21 protein-coding genes and 1 tRNA gene are annotated in these 26,006 nt (G+C 62.9%); 11 read left to right on the top strand and 11 right to left on the bottom strand.

What is annotated here, in order from left to right; genetic code table 11:
* Positions 1–17: 17 nt before the first annotated feature.
* Complete coding sequence (gene flaF / locus ATE48_RS16145) at positions 18–365, bottom strand: flagellar biosynthesis regulator FlaF (protein ID WP_066773274.1); 348 nt, start codon at positions 363–365, stop codon at positions 18–20.
* Positions 325–759 (bottom strand): flagellar biosynthesis repressor FlbT, encoded by a 435-nt coding sequence (gene flbT, locus ATE48_RS16140; RefSeq protein ID WP_066773271.1) that lies wholly within the window; start codon positions 757–759, stop codon positions 325–327. Before flbT ends, flaF begins: the two co-directional genes overlap by 41 nt.
* Before the next feature lie 363 nt (positions 760–1,122).
* On the opposite strand from flbT, the gene ATE48_RS16135 reads away from it, so the two are divergent.
* From ATE48_RS16135 to ATE48_RS16120, 4 genes are all read left to right on the top strand, one after another.
* Complete coding sequence (locus ATE48_RS16135; protein ID WP_156767820.1) at positions 1,123–2,073, top strand: hypothetical protein; 951 nt, start codon at positions 1,123–1,125, stop codon at positions 2,071–2,073.
* A 24-nt stretch (positions 2,074–2,097) separates the two neighbouring features.
* Entirely contained in the window at positions 2,098–2,952 is an 855-nt protein-coding gene (locus tag ATE48_RS16130; protein WP_066773266.1) for an AAA family ATPase, read from the top strand.
* 143 nt (positions 2,953–3,095) lie between these two features.
* The gene (locus ATE48_RS16125; protein WP_066773263.1) at positions 3,096–3,767 is read left to right on the top strand and encodes a hypothetical protein; all 672 of its coding nucleotides are present in this window, start codon (positions 3,096–3,098) and stop codon (positions 3,765–3,767) included.
* 60 nt (positions 3,768–3,827) lie between these two features.
* Positions 3,828–5,003 carry a vWA domain-containing protein gene (locus ATE48_RS16120; RefSeq protein WP_066773261.1) on the top strand — a complete coding sequence of 392 codons (1,176 nt, stop codon included), beginning with the start codon at positions 3,828–3,830 and terminating at the stop codon, positions 5,001–5,003.
* Here ATE48_RS16120 and ATE48_RS16115 read toward each other — a convergent pair.
* Both ATE48_RS16115 and ATE48_RS16110 read right to left on the bottom strand, forming a co-directional pair.
* On the bottom strand, positions 4,993–5,181 hold the full coding sequence (locus tag ATE48_RS16115; protein WP_156767819.1) for a hypothetical protein: 189 nt from the start codon (positions 5,179–5,181) through the stop codon (positions 4,993–4,995). The genes ATE48_RS16120 and ATE48_RS16115 overlap by 11 nt on opposite strands.
* Before the next feature lie 68 nt (positions 5,182–5,249).
* Positions 5,250–5,765: a lipocalin family protein gene (locus ATE48_RS16110; RefSeq protein WP_228126659.1), complete on the bottom strand. Its 516-nt coding sequence runs from the start codon at positions 5,763–5,765 to the stop codon at positions 5,250–5,252.
* A gap of 65 nt (positions 5,766–5,830) precedes the next feature.
* Between ATE48_RS16110 and ATE48_RS16105 the strand changes: the two genes are divergently transcribed.
* Positions 5,831–6,838, top strand: coding sequence for a serine hydrolase (locus tag ATE48_RS16105; protein WP_066773253.1), 1,008 nt, complete (start codon positions 5,831–5,833; stop codon positions 6,836–6,838).
* Between the two features lie 5 nt (positions 6,839–6,843).
* Here ATE48_RS16105 and ATE48_RS16100 read toward each other — a convergent pair whose 3' ends face one another.
* The gene (locus ATE48_RS16100) at positions 6,844–7,149 is read right to left on the bottom strand and encodes a hypothetical protein (RefSeq protein ID WP_066773248.1); all 306 of its coding nucleotides are present in this window, start codon (positions 7,147–7,149) and stop codon (positions 6,844–6,846) included.
* Positions 7,150–7,415: 266 nt separating this feature from the next.
* Here ATE48_RS16100 and ATE48_RS16095 point away from each other — a divergent pair, with 266 nt between their 5' ends.
* Entirely contained in the window at positions 7,416–8,174 is a 759-nt protein-coding gene (locus ATE48_RS16095) for a hypothetical protein (RefSeq protein WP_066773245.1), read from the top strand.
* Here ATE48_RS16095 and ATE48_RS16090 read toward each other — a convergent pair.
* The gene (locus tag ATE48_RS16090; RefSeq protein WP_066773242.1) at positions 8,165–8,638 is read right to left on the bottom strand and encodes an NUDIX domain-containing protein; all 474 of its coding nucleotides are present in this window, start codon (positions 8,636–8,638) and stop codon (positions 8,165–8,167) included. The genes ATE48_RS16095 and ATE48_RS16090 overlap by 10 nt on opposite strands.
* Positions 8,639–8,714: 76 nt before the next feature.
* Here ATE48_RS16090 and ATE48_RS16085 point away from each other — a divergent pair, with 76 nt between their 5' ends.
* Together ATE48_RS16085 and ATE48_RS16080 are read left to right on the top strand one after the other, a co-directional pair.
* The gene (locus tag ATE48_RS16085) at positions 8,715–9,500 is read left to right on the top strand and encodes an SDR family NAD(P)-dependent oxidoreductase (protein ID WP_066773239.1); all 786 of its coding nucleotides are present in this window, start codon (positions 8,715–8,717) and stop codon (positions 9,498–9,500) included.
* A 36-nt stretch (positions 9,501–9,536) separates the two neighbouring features.
* Positions 9,537–9,884: a DUF4282 domain-containing protein gene (locus tag ATE48_RS16080; RefSeq protein WP_066773237.1), complete on the top strand. Its 348-nt coding sequence runs from the start codon at positions 9,537–9,539 to the stop codon at positions 9,882–9,884.
* Here the strand turns inward: ATE48_RS16080 and ATE48_RS16075 are convergent.
* From ATE48_RS16075 to ATE48_RS16065, 3 genes are read right to left on the bottom strand one after another with little or no spacing between them, the layout of a single operon-like run.
* Complete coding sequence (locus ATE48_RS16075; RefSeq protein WP_066773234.1) at positions 9,869–10,285, bottom strand: acyl-CoA thioesterase; 417 nt, start codon at positions 10,283–10,285, stop codon at positions 9,869–9,871. The two genes, ATE48_RS16080 and ATE48_RS16075, sit on opposite strands and share 16 nt — an antisense overlap.
* Before the next feature lie 22 nt (positions 10,286–10,307).
* Positions 10,308–10,616: an Hpt domain-containing protein gene (locus ATE48_RS16070; RefSeq protein ID WP_228126658.1), complete on the bottom strand. Its 309-nt coding sequence runs from the start codon at positions 10,614–10,616 to the stop codon at positions 10,308–10,310.
* A gap of 30 nt (positions 10,617–10,646) precedes the next feature.
* A complete protein-coding gene (locus ATE48_RS16065; RefSeq protein WP_066775265.1) occupies positions 10,647–11,351 on the bottom strand; it encodes an NnrU family protein in 705 nt (234 codons plus the stop codon).
* 98 nt (positions 11,352–11,449) lie between these two features.
* Here ATE48_RS16065 and ATE48_RS16060 point away from each other — a divergent pair.
* Positions 11,450–11,525: transfer RNA gene (locus tag ATE48_RS16060), tRNA-Lys, on the top strand.
* 26 nt (positions 11,526–11,551) lie between these two features.
* Here the strand turns inward: ATE48_RS16060 and ATE48_RS16055 are convergent.
* Entirely contained in the window at positions 11,552–13,879 is a 2,328-nt protein-coding gene (locus ATE48_RS16055; RefSeq protein ID WP_066773229.1) for a PAS domain S-box protein, read from the bottom strand.
* A 241-nt stretch (positions 13,880–14,120) separates the two neighbouring features.
* On the opposite strand from ATE48_RS16055, the gene ATE48_RS16050 reads away from it, so the two are divergent.
* Both ATE48_RS16050 and ATE48_RS16045 read left to right on the top strand, forming a co-directional pair.
* On the top strand, positions 14,121–20,435 hold the full coding sequence (locus ATE48_RS16050; protein ID WP_066773226.1) for a beta strand repeat-containing protein: 6,315 nt from the start codon (positions 14,121–14,123) through the stop codon (positions 20,433–20,435).
* A 128-nt stretch (positions 20,436–20,563) separates the two neighbouring features.
* Positions 20,564–22,624 (top strand): O-linked N-acetylglucosamine transferase, SPINDLY family protein, encoded by a 2,061-nt coding sequence (locus tag ATE48_RS16045; protein ID WP_066773223.1) that lies wholly within the window; start codon positions 20,564–20,566, stop codon positions 22,622–22,624.
* On the opposite strand, the gene ATE48_RS16040 is transcribed toward ATE48_RS16045, so the two are convergent.
* A complete protein-coding gene (locus ATE48_RS16040) occupies positions 22,621–25,848 on the bottom strand; it encodes an autotransporter outer membrane beta-barrel domain-containing protein (protein WP_066773221.1) in 3,228 nt (1,075 codons plus the stop codon). The two genes, ATE48_RS16045 and ATE48_RS16040, sit on opposite strands and share 4 nt — an antisense overlap.
* Between the last annotated feature and the right edge of the window lie 158 nt (positions 25,849–26,006).

Raw genomic sequence — 26,006 nt, 5'->3', positions numbered from 1 at the left:
CATTTTTTGCCTAGCGCTCAGCGCGCCGCGAGGCCTTCCATCATGACGCGATTGATGTCGATCAGCGGTTCAACATCAGCGCCATCGCGCAACACTTCGCTGGAATAGCGCGCGACCCACATAGCCAGCGAGATGATTTGACCGCGCAGCGTGATCGGCAGCTGGTTCCCCGGCGCGGCGCAATCTGCAGAAAGCACATTCCAAAGCCTGCGGTTGGCGTCGATCGCATCGAGAACCACCGCCAGCGGCGGCTTCTCTTCCTTAACGCGCACGAGCCCGGCGGTAACCTGTCCGAACGCGCGGTACTCTAAGTCGCGCGGTTGTTCAGCCTGCGTGGCCGCGCGCTGGTACGCCTTGATCGACATCGTGCCTCAGCCCCAAGCGCTCGGCCTCATACGCGATGAGTTTCCGGCAGCGCATCAACGCGCGGTAGTATTCCCCGCTCATTACTTCTTTGGAAACGCCTATGCATTCGGCCAGGATCGTAGGGTCTCTTACAGCGCCCATGAATTCGGCCAGCCGCTCGGCGAACTCCGCGTACGCCTTCTCCCGCCCCTGCTCATCCAGATACATGAGCATGATTGGGAAATAGATGCGCTTAGCCGGCGTATCGGCCTGGTCCTGCTGCATGATGTCCTTCTCACGCAGCACCGAGGCCTTGTTCTGCAAAACCAGCGCAGCTCGGCGATCACCGTTCTGAACGACGGCGCCGTTGACGACGAACTTCTCGCCCGGCCGCAAAGACAGTTTCAGCGGCATGTGCCCTCTCCTCCCGATTCTGGGAGTCCATCAGATCCAAACTCGCCGCAGATGGTTAACGGGGTGTTGCAAGCCGTCCGCGCGTGCGTGTCGTTTCGACCGCGAATTGCATCTCAATGCACGCTGGGCGCGATGATCGTGTTGGTTGGGTTTCACCCCGTCACATTCAACCGCCGCTCGATTGATCGTTGCACGACAGAACCGTAAATATCGAGCGCTGCTCGGGTGGGGATGCGGAGCGGTAAGTAAACAATGGAACGAACGGGGCTCGATGCCCCGCGTGACGGCGCACAAGTGCGTTCGCACGGATGAGAAAACGCGTCTGAAGAATTTTTGACCTGCTTCGGCGGGAAAGGAGAAGCTTTGCCCAACGTTCTCGATATCGCGCCGCTCAACGCCCTGGCCGAGCGCGCAAGTAGACGGATCAGCGATCCCGCGATCGCCAAGCGCTACCAAAAACTGGCGGCCGATCGCGTGCGCGCGAACCCGCGCAGTTTCCGCCCTGCCACAGCGGCAGAGCTGAGCGTCGCACCCGCCTGGGCGCAGGCTGCAGCCGAACGCGGCGAGACAATCAGCGTCTTCCGCTCCAATGGCGCCATGGCCGCCCGCCTCCACACCGTCGCCCGTCACATCAACGACGCCGTCCGCCTCGCGGCGATGGACGCCAACGCCGATAGCGAACACTCCACCACCATCGAGGACGCACGCCGCTTCATCGCAAAATTCGGCCGCGTGAACTTTAGCGACGCAGCACTCAAGGCAACAAAGTTCGCGCACGCGCTCGCAGCTTGGGAAGGCAACGCCGACACGAGGGATGTCTGCGAGGATCAATCACTTGTTCTGCTGAGCGGACGCATCTGGCGGCGCATCACCTCCGTCGCGCAACTTCGCAAGATCGGTCGCGAGTTCTCCAACTGCCTTGCGCGCACCTCACGCGTCTCGAGCTACGGCGCGATGTTGGCGCGCGGCACGGCGCAATTTTGGGTGCTCCGCGATCTTGAAGGCGGCGGGCACATGGTCGCCTGCGCGCCCGCACCGCTGGCGATGCGCTTCACCGAAGTCAAAGGCCCGCGCAATGCGCCGATCTCGCCGGACCACCCCGATCTGTTGCAACTCGGCGTCGCCCTTGGCGTACGGCCCTCGCCGCCGCCACGCCCTCCGCTTCCGCCCCGGCCACGTTTCGGAGACACGCCCACCCGTCTCCTTGCGCTGATCGAAGAATTGCAGCAGCCCCGCCGCTGTACGCTATGCCAGCCGCGCCAAGCCGGGCTCACGCTGAGCGAACGCTTGCGCAGGAGCGGCGCCGCGCATTAACTGCGCCTCCAACAAGGAGCGCTCATGCGGTTTGAAGGCACACAAGACTATGTCGCTACGGAAGACCTGAAGGTCGCCGTCAACGCGGCGATCACGCTTGAGCGCCCGCTTCTCATCAAAGGCGAGCCAGGCACCGGCAAAACCATGCTGGCGATCGAAGTCGCCAAAGCCACCGGCGCGCCTTTGATTGAGTGGCACATCAAATCAACCACCAAGGCTGTGCAGGGTCTCTACGAATACGATGCGGTGATGCGGTTGCGCGATTCACAGCTCGGCGATGCGCGCGCCTCCAACATCGAAAACTACATCAAGCGCGGCAAACTCTGGGAAGCTTTCGAGAGCCCGGTCCGCCCGATCCTGCTGATCGACGAAATCGACAAAGCCGACATCGAATTCCCGAACGACCTCCTCCAAGAGCTCGATCGGATGGAATTCTACGTCTACGAGATCAACAAGACGATCAAAGCCGCTCAGCGTCCGATCATCATCATCACTTCGAACAACGAGAAGGAATTGCCGGACGCATTCCTGCGCCGCTGCTTCTTCCACTACATCCGCTTCCCCGACGATGACGTCATGCGCGCCATCATCGAGTCCCACTATCCGGGCATCAAAACCCGCCTCGTCAACGAAGCGCTCAAAATCTTCTACGACATGCGCAAAGTGCCGGGACTGAAAAAGAAGCCCAGCACCAGCGAGCTGCTCGATTGGCTGAAGCTATTGCTGACCGACGATGTGGATCCCGAAACGCTGAAACAGCGCGACCCGACCAAGCTCATCCCGCCGCTCGCCGGCGCACTCCTCAAGAACGAAGCCGACGTCATGCTCTTCGAGCGCCTCGCCTTCCTGGCTCGCCGCGAACAACGTAGCGGGCAATAATGAGAGCGCTGCTCCTTGTCCTTGCCCCCGCTTACTCGGAGTAAAATCCAGACGCGAGCGAGCGCCGAACACTGACACTCCCTGTTTCAGGCCATCGACAGCAAAACGCCGTCGCCGTAATTTCACCTCGGGAGGACGCCTCAATGCGCCGGTTGCTGCTTTCGCTTGCGTTCGCAATGAGCGCCGCGCCGGCGTTTGCACAGGGCACAGAAGAAGAGCCACAAGCGGCGCCCGGCTCGATCGCAATTGGCATGATCGAGCAAGCAGAAGCCGACGGCATCTTCGACATCGTCCACAACGGCCAGGTGTCCGTGCGCCATCTCGGGAGCGGCATGCGCTGTGATTTCAACCGCAACGGCGACGACGGCCGCATCATCGTCTTCGGTGCGCCGGTCACGACGCCGCCCACCCCCAACGCCATCCCGCGCGGCGATGACGTCGCTTGCGACATGACCGAAGGCGCCGTGCAGATCCGCACCTTCGCCACCCGCTATCCGTTCGGCTCGACACTCGAAGAACAGATCACCGGCGTCGAGGCCGCGATCCGCCGCCGCGACCCGAGCGCCGTCCGCTATCCCGGCGCCACGGTGCGCGACACCGAAGACGGCCTGCCGCTCCGCCGCAGCACTCGCTTTATCATCACGCACGACGGCGCCCGCCTCTTCACGCGCGCCAGCGTCGCCCGCGTCGGTGATTGGATATTGAAACTGCGCTACACCGCACCAGCGCCAGACGACGCCGCGGCCGCGCAAGCCGACGCCGCCGCTGACCTCGCGTTCGACGGCGTCCTCAGCCAAATCATCGAAGCCCGCTGATCCGCGCTAACCTCACGTAACCCGCTAGCGCCACACACACGCCGCCTCTATCATCCAGCGGTGTTCCAACGCTTCTTCACCGAATTGCGCGCCGCGCGTTTGCCGGTCAGCCTCAAGGAATATCTCGTGCTGCTCGAAGCGCTCGAGAAGCAAGCCATCGATATCAACGTCCAAGACTTCTACTACCTCTCGCGCACCGCACTGGTGAAAGACGAGCGCCACCTCGACAAATTCGACCGCGTCTTCGGTCAAGTCTTCAAGGGCCTCGATAGCGCAAGCGACGCCGTCAACACCGAGATCCCGGCCGAATGGCTGCAAGCACTCACGCAGAAATTCCTGACCGACGAAGAGAAGGCGCAGATCGAAGCGCTCGGCGGTTGGGAAAAACTGATGGAGACGTTGAAGGAGCGGCTCGAAGAACAAAAGAAGCGCCACGAAGGCGGCAACAAATGGATCGGCACCGGCGGCACCTCGCCGTTCGGCAATAACGGCTACAATCCCGAAGGCATCCGCATCGGCGGCGAAGGCGGCCAGCGCAGCGCCGTCAAAGTCTGGGACAAGCGTGAATACAAGAACCTCGACGACAGCGTCGAGCTTGGGGTGCGCAACATCAAGGTCGCGCTCCGGCGCCTCCGCAAGTTCGCACGCACCGGCGCACCCGATGAGCTGGATCTTGACGGCACCATCTCAAGGAGCGCCAAGGAAGGTTATCTCGACATCGTCCTTCGCCCCGAGCGCCGCAACGCTGTGAAGGTCTTGCTGCTCTTGGATATCGGCGGCTCAATGGATTCACACATCAAGCTTTGTGAAGAGCTCTTTTCGGCCGCACGCACTGAATTCAAGAGTCTCGAATTCTTCTACTTCCACAATTGCCTCTATGAGAGCGTCTGGAAGGACAATCGCCGCCGCCACGACGAAAAGACCCTCACCTGGGACGTCCTGCACAAATACGGCAGCGATTATCGCATCGTGTTTGTTGGTGACGCGACCATGAGCCCTTATGAAGTCACCTATCCCGGCGGCTCAGTCGAACATTGGAATGAAGAAGCCGGCGCAATCTGGCTGCAGCGTTTCGCGCAAATCTATGAGCGCGTGGTCTGGCTCAATCCGACGCCGCGCGCGCATTGGGACCACACGCCGTCGATCCAGGTCATCCGCGAGATCATCGGCCCCGAGCGCATGTTTCCGCTCACCATCGAAGGCCTCGATGGCGCAATGCGCGAACTCAGCCGCTAATCCTTTTCTTCTTAGCCGCCGCCAGCAACACCACGCCGAGCGAGCAGAATACGGCGATCAGCGCGAACACGATCGTCAGCGGAAAACCACGCTCCTCTTCCACCGACGCCGCTGCCGCGTACCCATTCACAGCAGAGAGCGCGGTGAGCGCCCCAAACATTGCACTTCGTTTGAGCATGATCCCTCCAACCGGAGGAAAGGTGAACGCGAGATTTCGCGGCGCGCCAACCGGCTCGCCTCCGGGCGTTACGGCGCCCAAACCAATTCGGCTGGGCGGTACCCAAGTTCCGTGATCCGGCGCTCAAAGTCGGCGCGTTGTTCCGGGGTGATTTCACGCTCGCGCGTCAGCAACCAAAGGTACCGGCCCTCCGGCTCGCCCACGATACTCCACTCGTAATTCTCACCGCGTTGCAGCACCCAATACTTGGCCCAGAACGGCCCGAAGAAGCTCACCTCAAGCTTGCCTTCATCGCCTTCGCCTGCCGGACGCGCGCGGCCCCGCGCGACACGGCTCTCGCCGTTCGCCGCGATACAGGTGTTCACCACGGAGATAAGCCCGTCCTCGCGCACGGCATATTCGGCGGTCGCGCGTTGACAGCCCTCTTCGAAACTATTCGGCAGCCGCGCTTGTTCATGCCAGAGCCCCAGATACCGAGCCTGCTCGATCGAGGCGACCGGTAGCGGGGCAGTGCTTTGACGGTAGACGGGGTTCGGTGTGCAGGCGGCCAACATGAGCGCCGCGGCAATGAGGATCAGTCGCATGCCCCTCATACGCACGGCTTGCCCCGTCGGTTCCCTTTGACGACAATACGTCCCAGGGACTCGGGATGAATCGTCGCGCCTTTCTCACGAGCGCTGCAGCATGCAGCGTAGTCAGCGCTTCAACTGCGCCGTTGGCGCTCGCCCAGCCGGTGCAACGTTTCGGCGCCGCCGCGAACTACAGCGCCCAACGCGACGGCGCGACATTCCTCGTCGCGCGCCACGGCATCGTGCTTGCCGAACAATATTCCACCGGCGGCTCGGACACCCGATGGCCGATCGGCATGGGTACCCGCGCCTTCATTCCCCTACTCGCTGCTTCACTCGTCGAAGACCGCCTGATGACGCTCGATGAGCCGGTCGCGCTGACACTTGGCGATTGGGGCGCCGATCCGGTCAAGAGCACCATCTCGATCCGCGTTCTGCTCAGCGGCGCAAGCGGCCTAAGCTTCGAGCGCAACGGCCCTCACGATCTGGCAACCGCCCTAGCGTTGCAGCCGCGCCAAGCACCCGGCACAGAATTCAGCGACGATCCCGCACCTTTCATTCTCTTTAGCGAAATCGCACGCCGCAAACTTGAGGCCAGCGGCCGCGAGCCCGACGCAGCGCGCTATCTCACCACACGTACGTTGCTGCCCATTGGTTGTGTGCCGATCGGCTGGGCGCGCGGCAGCGATGGCCTCGCGCGCTTCGATGACGGCGCGGCTGTCTCCGCACGCGGCTGGGCGCAGGCGGGTGAGCTCATCCGCCGCCAAGGCATCTGGCGGGCCCAACAATTGGCAAGCAGCACCGCACTCGGTGAAGCCATGCGCGGTTCGTTCGCGGAAGCGCGCGCGGGATTTGGTTTGTGGCTCGCGGGCCGCGCCAACGGTCGCGACAACTTCGCCATCGAAAGCGATCTTTGGCGCTCGGGGACATCCGCGCCGACAGATTTCGCGATGGCCGCCGGCCAAGGCGGCCAGCGGCTCTACATCGCCCCGAGCGATGGCTTGGTCATCGTGCGCCAAGCGCGTTCGCTCACGGGTTCGTCGTGGTCGGACGCGCAGTTTCTATCAATGATCTGGCGCGATCTTTAAGGCGCTTAGTCCTTCGAACGGATCAGCAAACCGCCGACAAGACCCAGAATTCCGCCGCCTGCTGCGCCGGTGATCAGGTTCGCGAGGTGCGCGCCGTTCTCACCGTCGATCAGATTGCTCCACATCGAGGTAATCCCGCCCACGGCTTCAACATTGCCGCCAGCCCAGCCGGCGGCGACGCCGCCGATCGCACCGATCAGCGTACGGCCCAGAAGGCCACCGCCGCCGCGCGTCAGAGCGCCCAGAACATTGCCGCCCACAGCGCCGCCGATCGCTTGCGCAGCGTAAGGTAGGATAGTCGCCCAATCCATATTCGTTCCCCTTAGAAAGACGCGGCCACCAGCCCCGCTCGGGGAGAGCTTACGAGTTCCCTCGAAATCCACAACGAAGATTGCACGCCTGTAACATTGGTTTCGGGGCGAGCGCATCGCCGCGAACTCCCCCGAGCGATGCAAGCGGACCATGCCTCGCTCGTTGCGGGCTCGTTATTCACATCTGCTTACTTCACCCACGCTGCCGCAACATTTTCGTCGTGATAGAGGGACAATTACATAAGCGATCGGCCCCCCCCAACTCTATGATCGACATCATCACCGTCAGTACGCACGACGCCAAAAAGCTGGCTGCGGACCTGGTGCGGCTTCTTGAAGCCGAAGAGCATAGCGTTCGCATGCTCGTGGGCCGCCAATCGCAAGCCTCGATCGAAGATGCAAAGACCTCACGCGATGCGGTTCTGATCATTTGGTCAGAAGACGCGCCAAGCCAAACCTACATGCTCGAATGGCTCCGCCAAAGCGATGCAACGCGCCTCGTTGAAATCGCCACAGCGCCAGGTTGGCCAGAGCGCAAGGATCGCAAAGCGCCGGTCATTGATTTCAGCAGCTGGCGCGGCGAACGCGGCGGTCGCGCCTGGAACGCGCTGAGTGAGCGCCTCAAAGCGGTCTCACGCGTCGTCGAGCCGCCGAAGCCGCCAGCCCGCCACGCCGCGATCGCACTTGGCATTGTCAGCATCGCCGCTGTCGGCGTCGCCATGGGCGTGCGCGCCAATCAAGGCCTCATCGCTCCAAGCACCAACGCCAAGTCCGAAACCCAAGTCGCGCAACTGGAAGCGCCAACAGATTCAGTCGGCGGCGCGCTCTATGCGATGGAGCCTGCATCCGTCGACGATCTGCGCGCCCTGCCGCCGGTGCGCACCATCAATATGCAGCCGATGCATCTGGCGTCGCTCGATTTCAACGAGCTGAGCCTCGATCCAATCCCCGAAGTCCGCGAACCGACGTTCATCGAGCGCCTACAAGATTTCGTCATCAGCGAAGACGAGCGCAATCAGCGCTGATCGGCGGCGCCGCTGCGGCGCGCGCGCAGCCAATGCATGATCACCCAGGCGTGCGCCTCGTGGCGCATTTTCAACAACGCCTCCGCGGGGCTCATCCAAACCAACGCATGGTCAGGTTCGGTCGGCGCACCGTCGGCGGCTGAAAGCTCAACTTCATAGAAGGTCGCCAGCGAATTGCGCGGCTCTGACCGGTTGACCCAATATTGCCCCGCCCGCCCAATCACGCGCGTCGGCCAGACGGTCAGCCCCGTCTCTTCCTGAAACTCGCGCATCAGCGCCGCGGCCTCATCCTCGTCAGCTTCGATGCCGCCGCCGGGCAGATCGTACTCGTACGGCGCCTTCTTCCCGATCTGAACCACAGCGATATTGGCCTCGCCGCGCGGGCAGATGCCGTACGCCGTCATCCGTTCAAGATAGGTCAAGCCGGATTGTGTCTGGCCAAACTGGAGCGCGAAGCGGGTCATGCGCCCGATATATCCCAGCGCGGCTGGCGTGGCGACAAGAGTTGAGACGCCCCGGCCGGCGCCATAAGCAAGTTAGGTGCAGATACGTCTCAATCCCGTGACACTTATAACTGGCGCCGGTTCCGGCATTGGCGCCGGCTGCGCACGGGAACTGGCGCGCAAATCCACCGGCGGCTTGCTACTGGCCGACATCGACGAAGCAGCGCTTAGCCTTGTGGCCGACGAACTCGATCTTGCCGGGGTTTCGCCCGAGCGCGTCTCGACCCTTGCTTTCGACGTCAGCGACATCGATCGTTGGGGCCAGGCTGCCGCCTTCATTCAAGCGCAATACGGCCGTCTCGATTGGGCGCTCGTGAATACAAACACCGCGCACGCCCAAGCCGTCGCCGAAAGCGATCTTGTCGATTGGGGCCGCACGACCTCGACGCAACTCGAAGCCACGATCCAGAGTCTGCGCACCATCATGCCGTTGATGGCCAAAAACAACCAAGGCGGCGCCATCGTCGTCACCACCTCCGCCGCCGCCATCAAAGCCGAGCCACTGCCGCACAATTCAGGCCCTGGTCTATTACAGGTCATGCGCGCAGCCTCGCGCGAAGCCGCACACAGCAACGTCCGCATCAACGCCATCGCTCCAGGCGGCCCAACAACACCGATGTGGAACGAGATGCCGTGGTTTCAGGATCTCGTTCGCGATCATGGCAATGAGAACACGGCGCTTGAGGAAATCTCGCATCTCGCCCGGCCGCTTGCGCGCTACGGAGCAGGCGCTGACGTCAATCGCCTGATCCTGATGTTGCTTGCGGAAGAAGGACCCATCACTGGCGCCACCCTGGTCGTGGACGGCGGCGGGTCGCTGTGATCGGATTGATCCTGCGCGATTCGGCGGGGTCCTCTCATGTTTTCTATCTTCCAGCGTTTCTTGAGCTTTGACCGCCTGATTGGGCCGGTGCTGGTGAAGCTCGTCTATTATTTCGGCGCGGCCGCGATCGTCATTGGCGCACTCGGTGCGCTGCTCATGGCCATCTTCTCATTGTTCGGCGGCAATTTCGGCGGCGGCTTCGTCCAGCTCATCGCTGTTCCCGCCGTCGCCGCAGTCGGCCTCGTCTATTGGCGCTTTCTCTGCGAGCTCTTCATGCTCGCCTTCCTCGGCTACGAGCGCCTGGGCCAAGTCCGCGATCTCATGCGCATCGCCGCGGGCCAAGCGCCGCCCGCCACGCCCGACGAACATCACCCAGCGTTCTGATCGATCATAAAGCGCGCCGCCATCTCCGGCGGCACGCGCTTCATCCGCCGCGTCTGCGCGTCGAGCAACACCCAGTTCGATTTGATTTGCGCTGACGGCTTATCGGCGCCGGCTTTGTAGACTTCGACGAAGCGTATCCATGAAGGCCCACGCGGCGCCTCATCGACCCACGTCCGCACCTCGACCTCATCGCCAAGTTCAAGCTGCGCGCGATAATCGACCTCGTGACGCGTCACCACCCACACATAGGCGTCCACCATTTCCGGCAACGCGCGCGAGCGCCAATGCGCGATCGCCATTTCCTGCGCGTAGCGTAGATAGACGATGTTGTTGACGTGACCGAGTTCATCGATGTCGCCGGGAGCGACGAGAAAGCGCTGGATGAAAACTTCGGCGGCCATGGCGCCAGCCTAGCGCAAAAACCTAAGGCGCCTCAGCGGCGAATTGCTCCAGCGCGCCAAGCGCCTCGTTCAGCGCCGTGCGCACGTCAGCCAGACCTGCTTCGCTATCCTTGGCGGTTTCAGCCGCTTCGCACGCCGCAGCCAAAGCCGAAAGCCCAATGCCACGCGCCGAACCCTTCAGCGTGTGCACCGCCTCGCGCCAACCGCCAGCGCTCGCCATCGCTGCGCTCCAGCGTTCGACCTGCATACGAAAAAGCCCCACCACCTCGATTTGCAGGGCGCGGTCAGCCCCGGTCATGTGATCGAAATGGACGCGGTCGAGGATCAGCATGGACCCCATCCTCGCGCGCGCGGCTTAAGGTCAGGTTGAGAATGCCGCGACGCCGAAGGCCTGCTGGTGCAACAAGGCGATCGTGACAGCAATCGCAACCCCAAGCAGCCCGCGCCAGCCAATCTCCGCGACATTCAGCTTGTTGCGCCCCTGCACGATCGCCACGAACGGCGCGTTCGAGGTCACATTCGCGAACTTTTCCCAGCCTTCGGGATCACGCGCTGCGCCCTTGCGGTCGATCGAGCGCGCGCCATAAACCGCCATCAGCGCCATTGCGCCGAACAGCATCACGGCAAAGCGTTCGCCATTGACCAGTAGATGCCCCACGCCCCAAAGCGCCACGCCCCAGAGGAAAGGATGGCGCGTGATCCGCAGCACCCCGTGCGCGGGCTCGGCCCGTTCCAGGCCCATCTTCTCAAAGCCCGCAAACGTCGGCCCAGGCGTGAAAAGCCCGGCAAACGCCAAGCTCAACCCAAAGAGAACAAACACATAGGCCGGCCAGCGCAGCCATTCCGGCGGCGCCCAGAGCGCCGCATTCAGCGGATCGAACGGATCGGAACGTACCTGCCCCAGGCCAATAATGAGCGCCGTCAGCAAAACGCCCGAGGCCACAGAAAACAGCCCCCGGTACGGCCATTCGCCGACCGCGCCGACGATCCGGGCCCGCAGCCCCGTCGCCGATATCCCGATATGGATGAGCACAAAGCCCGCCAGCGCCCATGCAAAGAGGTTCATGCCCCGCTCCCCGGCGCCCATCAGGGGCGCATTTGTGCATCCCTCGCACACTGGACGCGCGCGCCCAATCCCCCTATGTCCGGCGCTTCGTTTGGTTTGGGTGATTAGCTCAGTTGGTAGAGCAGCTGACTCTTAATCAGCGGGTCACAGGTTCGAATCCTGTATCACCCACCAATCGCCCCTCGCGATAGCACGAACCTCTACCCTTCTCGCCGAAGCGCCGCTGCGCCCAGCACGTCTCTTAGCTTCGCCGCGAGTTCGCGGCGGCGATACGGCTTGCGCAGCAGCGTCACGCCAGGCGCGAGGTAGCCTTCGTCGTCCATCATCGTCTCGGGATGGCCTGAGGTGTAAAGTACCGGCATGTCCGGCGCGATCTCGTGCGCGAGCGCCGAAAGTTGCGAGCCGCTCATCCCTGCCATCACCACGTCGGTAAACAGCAGATCAAACACTTCGCCTTCGCGCAGCATGTAAAGCGCCTCCGCGCCCGAGCGCGCGCTGACGACGCGATAGCCTAAATTTTGCAACTCGCCGCCGACCTGCGCCCGCAGCAAATCATCATCCTCAACCAGCAGAATGCGCTCACGCCCCGTCGCGGCCGCTTCGTTCACAACGACGCCTTCCGTCCGCCGCGCTTCACGCGAGCGCGGCAGGTAGAGCTTCACGCACGTCCCTTTGCCAAGCTCGCTCTCAATCGCGATGCGGCCCTTCGATTGGGTGATGAAGCCATAGACCATCGAAAGCCCGAGCCCGGAACCCTTGCCGACTTCCTTGGTGGTGAAAAACGGCTCGAACACGCGCGCGCGCGTGTTCTCGTCCATACCCGCGCCGGTATCGCACACGGAGAGTATGACGAAATCGCCCGCCGGCGATCCAGCCTCGGCATCAAGCGCAACATTCGAAACTTCGACTGTCAACGTGCCGCCGCCAGGCATCGCATCACGCGCATTGATGCACAGATTGAGCAGCGCGCTTTCAAGTTGCAGCGCATCGATCAAGGCGTCCCAGACGTCGCCGTTCGAGACGATGCGGATCTCGACCTGCTCGCCCAGCGCGCGCCGCAGCAACTGATCCATGCTGTTCGCCAAGGCGCGTACATCGACCGGCTGCGGATCGAGCGCTTGCCGGCGCGAGAATGAAAGCAGCCGGCTTGTAAGCTCGGCGCCGCGCTCGGCCGCAAGGCGCGTCATCTCCGCCAGCATATGTAACTGATCGTTTCCAGCGAGGCTCGTCTCCAGCAGCTCCGCATTGGAGAGGATGACTGTCAGCAGATTATTGAAATCATGCGCGACGCCGCCGGTAAGCTGCCCAACAGCTTCGAGGCGCTGCGACTGACGCAACTGCGCCTCCAACTCACGCTGCGCCGTAACATCGACCATCGAGCCGACCATACGCATCGGCCGGCCCTCCTGATCGCGTATGACCGATCCACGATCCGTCACCTGCGCGCACGATCCATCGGCGCGGAAGAAGCGGTACTCATCGGCCCATATTTCGCCGCCGCCATCGATAACGGCGTGAATGCCAGCCAACACGCGCGCTTGGTCGTCCGGATGAAGCGCCATCGTCCACGATTCCGATGTCGGCGAGCGCTGCTCCGGCCCATAGCCGAACACACTGCGCATCCCGTCGCTCCACCACATGGTATCGTCGACGAGATTCCAGTCCCACACGACGTCAGCAGTCGCTTGCGCCACGATGCGAAAGCGCTCGGTGGATTCCTTTAGCAAAAAGTCAGCGTGCTTGCGTTCGGTAATGTCCCGCGCCACCACAACGATATGGGTCACAACGCCATCGTCGTTCAGCAGCGGCGACATCTCGCCCTCCACCCAGATCTCGCGGCCGTCTTTAGTGTAGTTGATAATCTCTGTGCGCGCCGAACGCCCACGCATCAGCAGATCGCGCCCGCGCATCAATTCGCCAGGGTCGGTTTTCGGTCCGTGCAGAAAGCGCAGCGTCTTTCCAAGGACCTCTACGGGCGTGTAGCCCGTCATTGTCGTAAACGCCTCGTTTACGAATACAATCGGCGGACCGTCCGCGATCGGCCCCGCTTGCGTGATGATCACGACATCCTTCAGCCGCGAGATCGCCGATTGCAGTAGACGCATTGTCTCTTGCGTGCCGTGCCGTTCGGTAATGTCGCGAAAATAAATCGCGACCCCGCCTTGCGAGGAGAAAGCGCGCACTTCGAGCCGAATGCCGGTGGGCTGAAAATCCAGTTCGAACGTCGTCGAACCGCCCGTCTCTATAACGCGGGTGAATTCACGCCGCGCGATCCTCTCAGGGCGTTCTGGAAACTCTTCCCATATAATACGGCCTAGCAGCTCACTGCGGCCCCGCTGCAGCAACACTTCAGCTTGCGCATTGACGTAAGTGAAGCGCCAGCCCGCATCGAGCAGAATGAAAGCGTCAGGCATGCTTTCAAGGCTGGCGTAGAGCTGGCCGGCTAGTCCATCGCCACCGATCGCCGCTTTTGATTCATCAGCGCCGCTCATGCCTTTGCCGGTACGGCCTTCGCGGAAGAACTGCAAGCCGCCGAATGGCGCCTGTAGTCATTCTTACGGCGCCCGAAAAAGCGCGCGAGAAATCCGCCACGAGCCTTAACAACCCACTAATACACTTTCAGTCATTTCGCCCTACTACAACCTGTGGCGGAAACGTCTCGGAAACACATTCAAAGTAAATGTGGAACCGCATGCATCAGGGCGCAGAAGCGTCAGGAGTGCGTGTGGGCTGACTGAATGTCGGTTCTCTAGACCAAGAAGGTCCACGATGTCGGTTTCGAGCTTGTCTGCAGCGCAGATCTCAGCGCTGTCCGTAACGGCCATTCAGAGCCTCACGACAACCACCCTCAGCTCGTTTGCATCGACGCAAATAGCGGCCATCAGCGCGACAGGGATTGGCGCGCTCTCCAATACGCAGGTTGCGGCCCTCTCCACCACCCAGGTGAAGGCGCTCACAACCACCCAAATCCCCAATTTCTCCAGCGACGTGACCTTCTCGTCAGCGCAATTGCTGGCTCTGAACCAAGTCCAGATCGGCGCTTTTAACTCCACCCTGGTCGCCAATATCAGCTCAACCGCCGTCGCCGCCTTCGCCACCACGCAAATTCAGGCCTTCAGCGCCGCGAACATCTCGGCCCTCGACGAAACCCAAGCCGGCGCGCTCACCGCGACGCAAGTTTCCAGCCTAACCAACACCCAAGTCGCCGGCCTCTCAGCCACAGACATCGGCGAACTTAACAACACCCAAGCCCGCGCCTTCACTGCCACGCAAATGGCCGCGCTGACCAGCGACGCTGTCGCCGCTTTTGACGCCACCCAGTTCGGCGCCCTGACGACAACCCAGGTCAAGGCGCTCACGGTCACCCAAATGGCCGCGCTCGACGCCGCCGACATCGCCGAATTCACAGCAACGCAGATCGCCCAACTCGCCACCACCCAAGTGCGCGCCATCAGCGCCACCAACATGACGGCGCTGACGGAAACGCAGGTCGCTGCACTCACCGCAACGCAATTGCAGTCGCTGACCAACACCAATCTGGCCGCCCTCGCCGACACTCAAGTCGCTGCACTTACGGTGACGCAAGCGGCTTCGCTCACCGCCGCACAAGTCACCTCGCTGAACGCAACCAACGTCGCCGAATTCTCAGCCGCCCAACTGGCCGCCTTCACGACCACGCAAATCAAGGCGCTCACCGCCACCAACATGGCGGCGCTTGAAGCCACCCAGATCGCCGCGTTCGACGCAACCCAGCTCAACGCCTTCACCGCGACCACGATTTCTGCGCTCGCCGACGATCAACTGGGTGCGCTAACCGCCGGCCAAATCGGCGCGCTCTCGGCAAACCAAGTGAAAGCGTTCACCGCCGGCAACATGGCCGCGCTGACCGAAACGCAAGTCGGCGCCCTCAACGCCACGCAAATGCAATCGCTGACCGCCACCGCTCTGTCGGCGCTCGCGGATACGCAAGTTGCAGCGCTCGACGCAACCCAGCTCACCTCGCTCAAGACCAGTCAGATCGCGGCGCTCTCGGCCACCGATATCGGTGAATTCTCGACCGATCAGATCGCCCTCTTCTCGACCGGCCAGGTCAAAGGCTTCACCGCAACAAACATCGGCGACCTCAGCGACGCGCAAGTCGGCGCTCTGACAACCGCACAATTGCAAGCGCTAACCAACACGCAAGTCGCCACGCTCGACGCCGGCCAAATCGGCGCGCTCTCGACAACGCAAGTGGCCGCCCTTACCGCGAGCCAGATCCGCTCGCTCACCAACACCAGCATCGCAGCCTTCGCCGACACGCAAATCGCGGCCCTGACGACGACGCAAGTGAGTTCGCTCTCTCAATCCTCGCTGGCGAACCTCAACGCCACCCAGGTCGGCGCGCTCACCACGACGCAAGTCGGCGCACTCAGCCGCGCGCAGATCTCGGTCATGACCAACACCACGCTGTCGGCTCTCGATAGCGCCCAGGTCGCGGCCCTCAACTCAACGCAAGTCCGCGCGCTTACCGCGACGCAGCTGGGCGCCCTCGACGCCACCGACATCGCAGAATTCACGACCGCCCAATTGCAGGCGATGGCCACCAGCCAGGTCGCGGCCTTCACCGCCACCAACATGGCGAGCCTGACCGAAACCCAGATCGCCGCGATGGCGACCACACAGATCGCCTCGATCACCGCGACGAACCTGCGCTCGCTGGCCGATACGCAGATTGCTGCGCTGACGACCACTCAAATCAGCGCGCTCAGCACCGCTCAAGTCGGCGGCCTCAACGCCACCAATGTCGGCGCGCTCACCAATGCCCAAATCGGCGCGATGAACGCCACGCAAATCGCGTCGCTCTCGACCGCAGCGATTTCGGCCTTCGATTCAGGCCAGTTTGCGCAACTGAACGCCACGCAAGTGAAAGCGCTCACCGCCACCCAAGTCGCCGCCTTCACCGCGACGGACATTGGCGATATCACCACCACCCAAATCGGCGCGCTGACGACAACGCAAGTTACGGCCCTCACCTCGACCAATGTGGGCGACCTCAGCGAAACCCAGATCGCGACCTTCTCGACAGCTCAGCTGCAAGCGCTGACCACCAACAACTTGCGCGCCTTCGCCGATACTCAAATCGCGGCGCTGACGGACACCCAAGTCGCCAACATTTCCGCGACCCAGGTTGCGTCGCTGACGGCCACCAATGTCGCCGCCTTCACGACCAACCAGGCCGCCGCCCTCACCGCCACGCAGCTCTCACTGCTGACCGGCACGAACGTTCACGCCTTCTCTGATACCCAGATTGCGGCGATGGACGCCACGCAGATCAAGGCTTTCACGACCACCCAGCTGGCGTCATTGAACGCCACCGACATGGCCGAATTCGCCGCCACTCAGATCGCGGCGATGACGACCACACAAGTCGGCGCCCTCTCGAACACCAATTTCGCCGCTCTCGCCGACACCCAGGTCGAAGCGCTGACGACGACGCAACTCACGGCTGTCTCGGCCGCGAAGGTCACGGCGATGACCGAAACCCAAACCGCCGCGCTGACCACGACCCAGATTGCTTCGCTCAGCACGACGCAAGTTCGCGCCTTCTCCGACGCCAATCTCTCGGCCCTCGACGCCGCACAATCCGCGGCGCTGACCGGCGCCCAGATCGCCTCGCTCACCAACACTCAGATCGCCAATCTGAGCGCAACGGACGTCGCGGACCTCACCACAACGCAAATCGCCGCCATGGCGACGACGCAAGTCCGCGCATTGACCGAAACGACGCTCGGCGATCTCTCCGACACCCAAGTGGCGGCCTTCACTGCAACGCAAATCGCCAATTTGAGCGCCACAAACGTCGGCCTCCTCGCTGAAACGCAGGCTGCGGCGCTGACCGCGACGCAAGTCGGCGCACTCACGACCACCCAAATCAAGGCGCTGTCAGAGACCAACCTCGCCGCGCTCAGCACCGCTCAAGTGGCCGCGATCAACGCAACCCAAGTCAAGGCGCTGACCAACACCCAGATCGAAGCGCTCGGCGCCGCTGATGTGGCCGAGTTCACCGCAACCCAACTCGAGGCGCTCAGCACGACGCAAATGACCGCTCTCAACGCCACCAACATGGCCAGCCTCTCGGCGGCCCAGGTTGCGGCCTTTGGCGCAGCGCAAATCGCACGCCTCGGCACCGAAGCATTAAGCGCGCTCGACGCCACGCAGATGGGTGCTCTCACGGCCACGCAAGTGAAAGCGCTGACCGCTACACAAATCGGCGCTCTGGAATCGACCGACGTCGCTGAAATCACCGCCACGCAGATCGCGGCGCTGAGCAAGACGCAAGTCGCGGCCCTGAGCGAAACCAGCCTCGCCGGCCTCACCGCAACGCAAGTCGAGACTTTCTCGACCACGCAGATCCAAGCCTTCTCAGCAACGGCCCTCTCCGCTCTCGACGCCGCCCAAGCCGGCGCACTGAAGGCGACGCAAATCGCCTCGCTGACCAACACCCAGATCGCCGGCCTCGACGCCACCGACATGGGCGAGCTCTCCGCTACGCAAGTTGCGGCGCTCACTGCGACGCAGATTGGCGGCCTCTCCAACGGCGCAGCTTCCGCGCTCGATGCCGATCAGGTCGCAGCGCTGAACGCCACTCAAGTAAAAGCCTTCACCGCCACGCAAATCACGAGCTTCAGCGCAACGGATGTCGCTGAACTCAGCGCCGCCCAGATCGCTGCACTCAGCACAACGCAAGTTGCGGCGCTGGCCGACACCAACATCACTGAACTCAACGAGACCCAGGTCGCCGCCTTCACAGTCACTCAAGTGAAGTCGATCTCGGCCACCAACCTCGCCGCCTTCGCCGACAGCCAGATCGCAGCGCTCACCACGGCGCAGATCGCGGCTCTGTCGACGCAGCAGGTCAACGGCCTCAGCGAAACCAACATCGGCGCGCTCACCGAGACGCAAGCCGGCGCCTTCACGACCACGCAAATCGCCGGTCTGTCGTCAGCTGCCGCGCATGCCCTCTCGGCTAGCCAGATCGCTGGCATGAGCACGGGTCAAATCCGCGCCTTTAGCGCCACCCAGCTCTCGGCGCTCGACGCGACCGACATGACCGAGTTCACCGAGACCCAAGTCGGCGCTTTGACGACGACACAAATCTCGGCGCTCTCTTACACCAACCTCGCGGCACTGGCGGACACGCAGATCGCCACCTTCTCGGCGACGCAGATGCAAGCCATCTCGACGGCCGGCATCTCTCATCTCACCGAAACGCAAGTCGGCGCCCTGACCACGACGCAAGTTGCGGCCATGTCGACCCAGCAGATGCGCGCCTTCACCAACGCCAACCTCTCGGCGCTTGACGCCACGCAGGTCGGCGCAATGACGAACACGCAGGTCGCCGCCCTCACGGTGACGCAGCTCAACTCGCTCAACGCTGGCGATATCGGCGAATTCTCCGCCGGCCAAGTCGGTGCGTTGACTGCCGCGCAAGTCACCGGCCTCACCGAAACCAACGTCAACGACCTCAGCGAGACCCAGGTCGGAGCCATGACCGCGACGCAAGTTGCGGCAATGACCGCAGCGAACGTTCACGCCCTCGCCGACACTCAGATCGCCGCCCTCTCCACGACCCAGGTCGCGGCCATGACGACGACGCAAATCGCCGGCCTCGACGAGACCGACATGGGCGAGTTCGCCGCAACGCAAATCGCTGCGATGACGACCAGCCAAGTCGCCGCCATCTCGGCCACGAACCTTGCGGCCTTCGCTGAGACGCAAGTCGCGGCGCTGACCGCGACGCAACTCGGCGTCATCACCGCCACGAAGCTCGCCGGCCTCGATGAAACGCAGGTCGCGGCCTTCACCACCGGCCAAATGGCGGCGCTGTCATCCAGCCAACTCGCGGCCTTCAACGCCACCAACATCTCGGCCTTCGCCGACACCCAAATTGGCGCTCTCTCAACCACCCAAGTGCGCGCTTTGACGACAGGTCAGCTCAACGCACTGCAAGCGGCCGACATCGCCGAGTTCACGACGACGCAAGTCGCCGGCATGAGCACGACCCAAATCGCCGGCCTCAACGCCACCAGCGTCGCCGCCCTCACCGACTCGCAAGTCGGCTCGCTGACGGCAACACAGCTGCAATCGATGCTGGCCGCGAACATCCACTCGCTCAACACGACCCAGATGGCGTCACTCACCAACGCCCAGGTCGCGGCGCTCACGATCACGCAGATCGGCGCCCTCGACGCGGCCGACATCGGCGAACTCAGCGCCGATCAAGTCGCGCACATGACCACGACGCAGATCCGCGCCTTCGACACCACCAAGCTCGGTGCGCTCGACGAATCGCAGATTGCGGCCCTGACCAACACCCAGCTCGCCGCGATCTCGGCGACGAACATGTCGGCCTTCAGCGCCACGCAAGTCGGCGCTCTGACGGTCACGCAGATCGGCGCCTTCACGGCGCAGCAGATCGCAGCCTTCTCGGATGCGAACCTAGCGGCGCTCGCCGACACGCAAATGGCGGCGCTCTCGACCACCCAAGCCAAGGCGATCACGGCGACACAACTTGCCGCCCTCGCCGCCAACGACGTGGCCGAATTCACCACCACGCAACTTGCAGCGATGTCGACCAACCAGGTCGCAGCCTTCACCGCAACCAACGTCGCCGCCCTCGCCGACACGCAAGTCGCGGCGCTGACGGCAACGCAGATTGCCAAGCTCGACGCCAGCGCCTTCGCGGCCTTGGAAGCCACGCAGCTCGCGGCGCTGAACGCCACGCAGCTCCGCGCCCTCGACTCGACGCAGATCGCGGCGCTCAGCGCAACGGACATGACCGAGTTCAGCGACGCCCAGGTCGGCGCTCTCACCGCAACGCAGATCGCCGCCTGGTCGACCGATGTCATCACCGACCTCGGCGCCGCCACCATCGGCGCACTGGCGGTGACCCAGATCCCGTCCTTCACGGCGACGCAGCTGGATTACCTCTCGACCACGAACATCGCGAACTTCAATTCGACGCAGCTCTACGCCTTCACCTCAACGCAGGTGGCGAGCCTAGACGGCGATCAGATCGAAGCCTACCTCGCGGCCATCTAATCGGGGCAACTGGGGCCTCTGCGACCCTCGGCGCCACAAGCGCCGGGGTCGCATTAATGTTTCGGCAACGCAAATCACTAGAGCTTCGCGCGCGGGCGCGTGTGCCCGCGTAAGCGGGCGGCGTATCCATGTCAGAACCAGCGTTCGTGACGGCTTTGCAGAAGGTCACGAGCGGATCGTTGCCGCTCAACGAACTCATCGTGGCAGCCCAGCAGCTCGGCGCTTCTGGCCAGCCTGACCTCGCCCGCCAACTCTATCAGATCTGGATCGCGATGAATGGCGAGCATCCCTTGCTCTTCATCGCCCACTTCAATTGCTCCACCCTGCTCGCACAAGGCGGCGACAATGCCGGCGCGCTCGCCTCGCTGCGCGCAGCCCTCACCATCAATCCGGATTTCGCACCAGCGCACATCAATCTCGGCAGCGCGCTTGAGCGCGCCGGCGACGCCGCCGCCGCTGTCGAACAATGGAAGGCCGGCCTTGAGCGCATGGCCACGGTCACCGGCGATACGATCGAATACAAGATCACGCTTCTAAAGCAGCTCAGCCGCGTGCTCAGCGACAACCAGCAGCACGAAGCCGCCGAAGTCGCGCTTCAGCAATGCCTCGACCTTGGCCTTCATCAGCGCGACGTCGTTGAGCAATACGCCGCCGTCCGTCTCGCGCAATGCAAATGGCCGATCGCAACGACGCCCACAAAGCTCACGCGCGGCTCGTTCGTCTCACGCTTTCACCCGCTCTCCTCGTGCGCCTATTCCGACGATCCGCTACAGCACCTCGGCCTCGCGCATCGCTACGCAGAGGCTGTCGCGCCCGCCATCACCAGCGCCAGCGATCGTCGCCACGCGCCGATCCCGCAAGGCCGCCGCCCGCGCATCGGTTACGTCTCATCGGATCTCCGCGCGCATGCCGTCGGCTATCTGATGGCCAATCTCTTCGAAGCGCACGACACCTCGAACGTCGAGGTCTTCATCTATTATTGCGGCATCCCGGCCGATGACGGCATCAACCAACGCATCAAAGCCGCCGCCGAGCATTGGGCCGACATCCGCAACATCGGCGATGATGAAGCCGCCGCTCTTATCGCCGCCGACGAAATCGACATCCTCATCGACGTCAACGGCCACACGCGCGATGCCCGCCTCGGCATTTTCGCGCGCCGTCCCGCGCCGATCCAAGTCAACTGGCTTGGCTACCCGGGGTCGATGGGCAGCCCCTATCACCACTACATCATCGGCGACGAATGGGTGATCCCGCAGGACCACGAGGTCTACTATTCCGAGCGCGTGCTGCGCCTGCCTTGCTATCAGCCGAACGACCGCAAGCGCATCGTCGACACCGCACCGCCGCAACGCAGCGAGCACGGCCTTCCCGAAGATGCGTTCGTGTTTTGCTGCTTCAACGCCGCGCACAAGGTCACGCGCTATTCATTCGAGCGCTGGATGGCGATCCTCAACCAAGTGCCGAACAGCGTCATTTGGCTCTTGGACTACAACACCGAAACCAACACGCGTCTGCGCGCCGCGGCTGAACGTTACGGCGTTTCCGGTGATCGCTTGATCTTCGCCAAGAAGGTCCCGAACCCGCGCCACCTTGCGCGATATCCGCTCGCCGATCTCTTTCTCGACACCGCCCCCTATGGCGCGCACACCACCGCATCAGATGCGCTTTGGATGGGCGTTCCGGTGCTCACCTACGCTGGCCGCAGCTTCGCTTCGCGCGTCTGCGCGAGCCTCGTCCGCGCAGCGGGCGCACCGGAACTCATCACAACTTCGCCCGACGCCTTCATCAAGCGCGCCATTGCGTTGGCAACGACCGATCAGCTCGGCCTCAAGGCGCTGCGCCAGCGGCTCACCGCCAACCGCGACACCTGCACATTGTTCGATATCGACGGTCTGGCGCGCAATCTGGAGGGCCTCTACGCGCAGATGGCCGGCGACTATCGCGCAGGCCACTTGCCCAAACCCAACACCGCCAATCTCGACGCCTATCTCGATATCGGCGTGAACATCGATCACGACAGCATCGAGATCGGCGCGGCCAGCGACTATCACGGCGTCTACCGCGCCGCGCTCGCCGTCCGGCACTACAACACGCCAATGCAAGCCGACGGGCGTCTGTGGACCGAAAACGACATCGGCGCGGCCGAAGCCGCGCCGATCAACTGCTCAGCGTCACGCGCCGCTTAGAAGCGGAAGCGGATCGCCGCGTTGATGCTGTGACGCTCGATCTGGTCGCTGAACTCGCCTTCGTAGCCGAGCGAGAACGTCGAGTAGCCATTGGTGGCGTCAAAGCCGATGCCGATCAGCGGGCCGCCATCGCCCACGCCTTCGTCCGTCAGCGTGAATGGCGTCGTGCCGGAAACGAAGCGCACCGTACGCTCTGACTCGGCGTCCAACGCATTGGCGCGATAGCCGGCATAGATCCGCGGCGAGACAACCGATTGTTGGCCGAAGCGCAGGTTGGCCGCGAACTCAACGCCCACGTCAGCCCAGAGACGCTGCGAGAAGACGCTGTCGACGGCGTAATCGATTGCTGCACCGCCACCCTCTTCTTCGTAGCTGTCTTCGTTCATCGCGACGTAGGTCAATGCTGCCTGCGGCGTCACGGTGAACGTTTCCGAGATCGCGAGCGGCACGGAAGCGCGGATCGCGCCGTGGCCTTCGTACGCCATCCAATCTGCTTCTGAGAGCGCACGGAACGCGACCGGATTGCCGATTTCGACAAAGCGGCGTGACTGCATCTTGCCGGCGCCTGCGCCGCCGATGAAGTCGAGATCGATCGGGCCGACAGCCGTCGCATAGTACGCGTTGAGTTGGCCGAACCAAGTCGAAATCTCGCCGTCCGGACGGCCAGGCTCTTCCACTTCCGATGCGATGAACGCAGCCGAGAGGCCGAACATGGCGCCGTTATTGGTCGGGCCATCGATACCAGCCGCGAAGCCAAAGCCTGAGCCGCGGAATTCCTGCGCGTTCGGGTTCGGCGCTTCACGCGTTACACCGTAAGCGATTTCCTGGCCCCAAACCGAGACTTCATCCAAGCCCTGCAGGCGCGTTGCCGACATACGGTTCGAGGTGGCGCTCTGCATTTGCTGGATCGCCGTGGTCGCAACTTCAGTCGCGCCGTCGGCATAGTTCGGCATCAGGTCTTCGTACGCATCGAAGAACTCATACTGCGAGGTGATCGCCGCCATCGCCGTTGAAGCCGCAGTATCCAAACGCAGCGCTTCGAGGATCGGATCGAGCGCGATCGCTTGGTTGGCCGAAAGGCCCAACTGCGCCGGCGTACGCAACTGGAAGGTCGCTTCCAGTGAGTTCGGCGAGCCTTCGACGATCGGGTTCGTAGTGTCGATGAAGACATTGTAGAGATAAGGAGCGTTCGCGCCCCCCACGGCGCCGACGACATTCGCCGCACCGAACATGCCGCCGTTGGCGGTCAAGAAGGTGTACGAGCCGAACGTCGGCAGGCCTGCCGGAATGACCGGGACGATCTGCGCGCCCGCCGCAAACGTCACCGTGCCGGAGGCCGTGATGTTCGTGGTTTCCAACGGCACGGCCGAGAGGAACACGCCGAAGATACTGTCAGCGCCGAAGCTCGCGCTGGTGATGCCGAGCGTGCCGCCCGAATAGGCCAACGTGCCGTCGATCACATTGATCGTCAGCGCGCTATCGGTGTCGGTGATCGAACCGACGTACGAAGCGCCGTTATCGATCGTGAGTTGGTCAGCGCCCGCGCCGAACGACACATCGCCCGCAATCGAGCCCGCCAGCAGGTTGATCGTGTCGTTGCCCGAGCCGAAGCGAATTTCGCCGAGGATCGCTGGGTCATCATCAACGACAACATCGTCGACCGCATCATCGTCGGTGAACACCGACGGCGCGACTTGGTTCAGCGTGACGTTTGCGCTCGAAGTCGAAACGTCGATTGCGATCGCATCGCCCGCTGGGGTCGGCGGCAAGATATCATCGGTCGGATCAGAGTCAGTCGGGATCAGCAACGCTGCGATGCCGCCCGAGTTCGTGATCGTCGTCAGCGTGCCGGAGAGGTCCTGGATCGCAACCGCGTCACCGGTTTCGCCGAAATAATTCGCTTGGATCGTGCCGCTGTTATTGATGGCCGGCACGCTCGCGCCGGCTTCCAGCAACACAGCATGCGACGTGAACGCAGCGTCCGACGCCGAGTTCGACGTAACCGAGCCGCGTACAGCGAGCAGGTTCGTGATCGAGTCTTGTCCGAACACGACACCAAACGCATCTGCTTCGGCAGAGTTGGCCGAAACCGAATTATCGATCGCGACGCCGCCATTGATCGTCGCCGTCGCGCCAAGGCCATCGCCTTCAATGCGCAGAGCCGTACCTTCAATGCCGTTATAGATGCCGGTGGCGTTAAGCTGGCCGCGCACCTGCAGGCCCCAGCCGTCAGCGTTGGCTCCAACAACAAGGTTCGAGCCGTCCGCCTGAACGTGAACCGTCGGCGCCGAGCCATACGATGCAAGCACCGCAGTGACGTTATCGTCGGTTTCGTTGTCCTCGGCGTCGCCATCGTCGTTGAGATCATTCTCGACGCCGATGCCTTGGATGGTGATGCCGCCGGCGACGTTGCCGTTGACGAGCAGCACCGAACCGCCCTGCTCAAGGTCATCGGCATCAAGGCCGCTTTGATCGGTCGGCGGGGTCGTCGAGAGATAACCCGTCGTCGCCCACGACCCATTGATATTCAGCGCGCCGCCAATATCGCTGTTGACGTGAACGCCGATGCTGTTCTGGCCACGCACAGCCGCGCCGCCGGTAATCGAAACGTCACCGGTAACGCCGTTATTGATCGCGACGCCGAACGAGTTTTCGCCCGTGATCGCCAACGCGCTACTGACGGTGAGATCACCGGTCAGCAAACCGTTGAGCGTGATGCCCGATGAATTGTTGCCTTCAACCGTGATGAAGCCGGAGCTGATGATGTCGCCGGTGAACGTCGGTCCTGCCTGCAGGAAGATGCCGTGGCGGTTGGTGCCGGTCGCGAGGTTGCCGTCGAGGTTGCCGTCGCTGTCGCTGTCGGTGATCGTGTAATCTTCAAGCAGGCTGATCGAGCCTGAGTTCGTCACCGTGCCGGCAAAGCCGCCCTGGATCACGATGGCGTTCGAGTTGTTGGCGTTGTTCGAGTTGAGCGCGCCCGCGTTGGTGACGTCGTTGTTCGAGTCTAGTGTCACCGCCGTTTCGCCAGCATCGACGGTGATCGAACCACCACCAGAAGCAATCGTCACATCGCCAGCGACAGTACTGCCGTCAGGGTTTGACGTGACAACCGGCGTATCGATGCCGGTGCTGATCGTTCGATCACCCGCCTCAGCCGTGCCGGAGACACCGCCGACCATAGCCACCGCAAGGCCAGCGAGTTGAATGTTACGTCTGATGCGCATCCCGGCTCCGTCCCCTTTTGTCGGCGCGAGCGGGAAATGGCGTAAACCGATCGCCACTGGACACCGGCCATTTAGGCCGCGCCCAATCCTCCCGCTGGCGGCCGCTCTCCTAGGAGCGGCGCATAGGGGTTGGCATGCCGACTTATCGGAATTTTGTC

Origin of the sequence: Candidatus Viadribacter manganicus, assembly GCF_001679665.1 — a bacterium.
Taxonomy (GTDB): Bacteria; Pseudomonadota; Alphaproteobacteria; order Caulobacterales; family Aquidulcibacteraceae; genus Vitreimonas; species Vitreimonas manganica.
The sequence above is the reverse complement of the archived record's forward strand: the minus strand, read 5'-3'. Positions and strand labels throughout refer to the sequence as shown.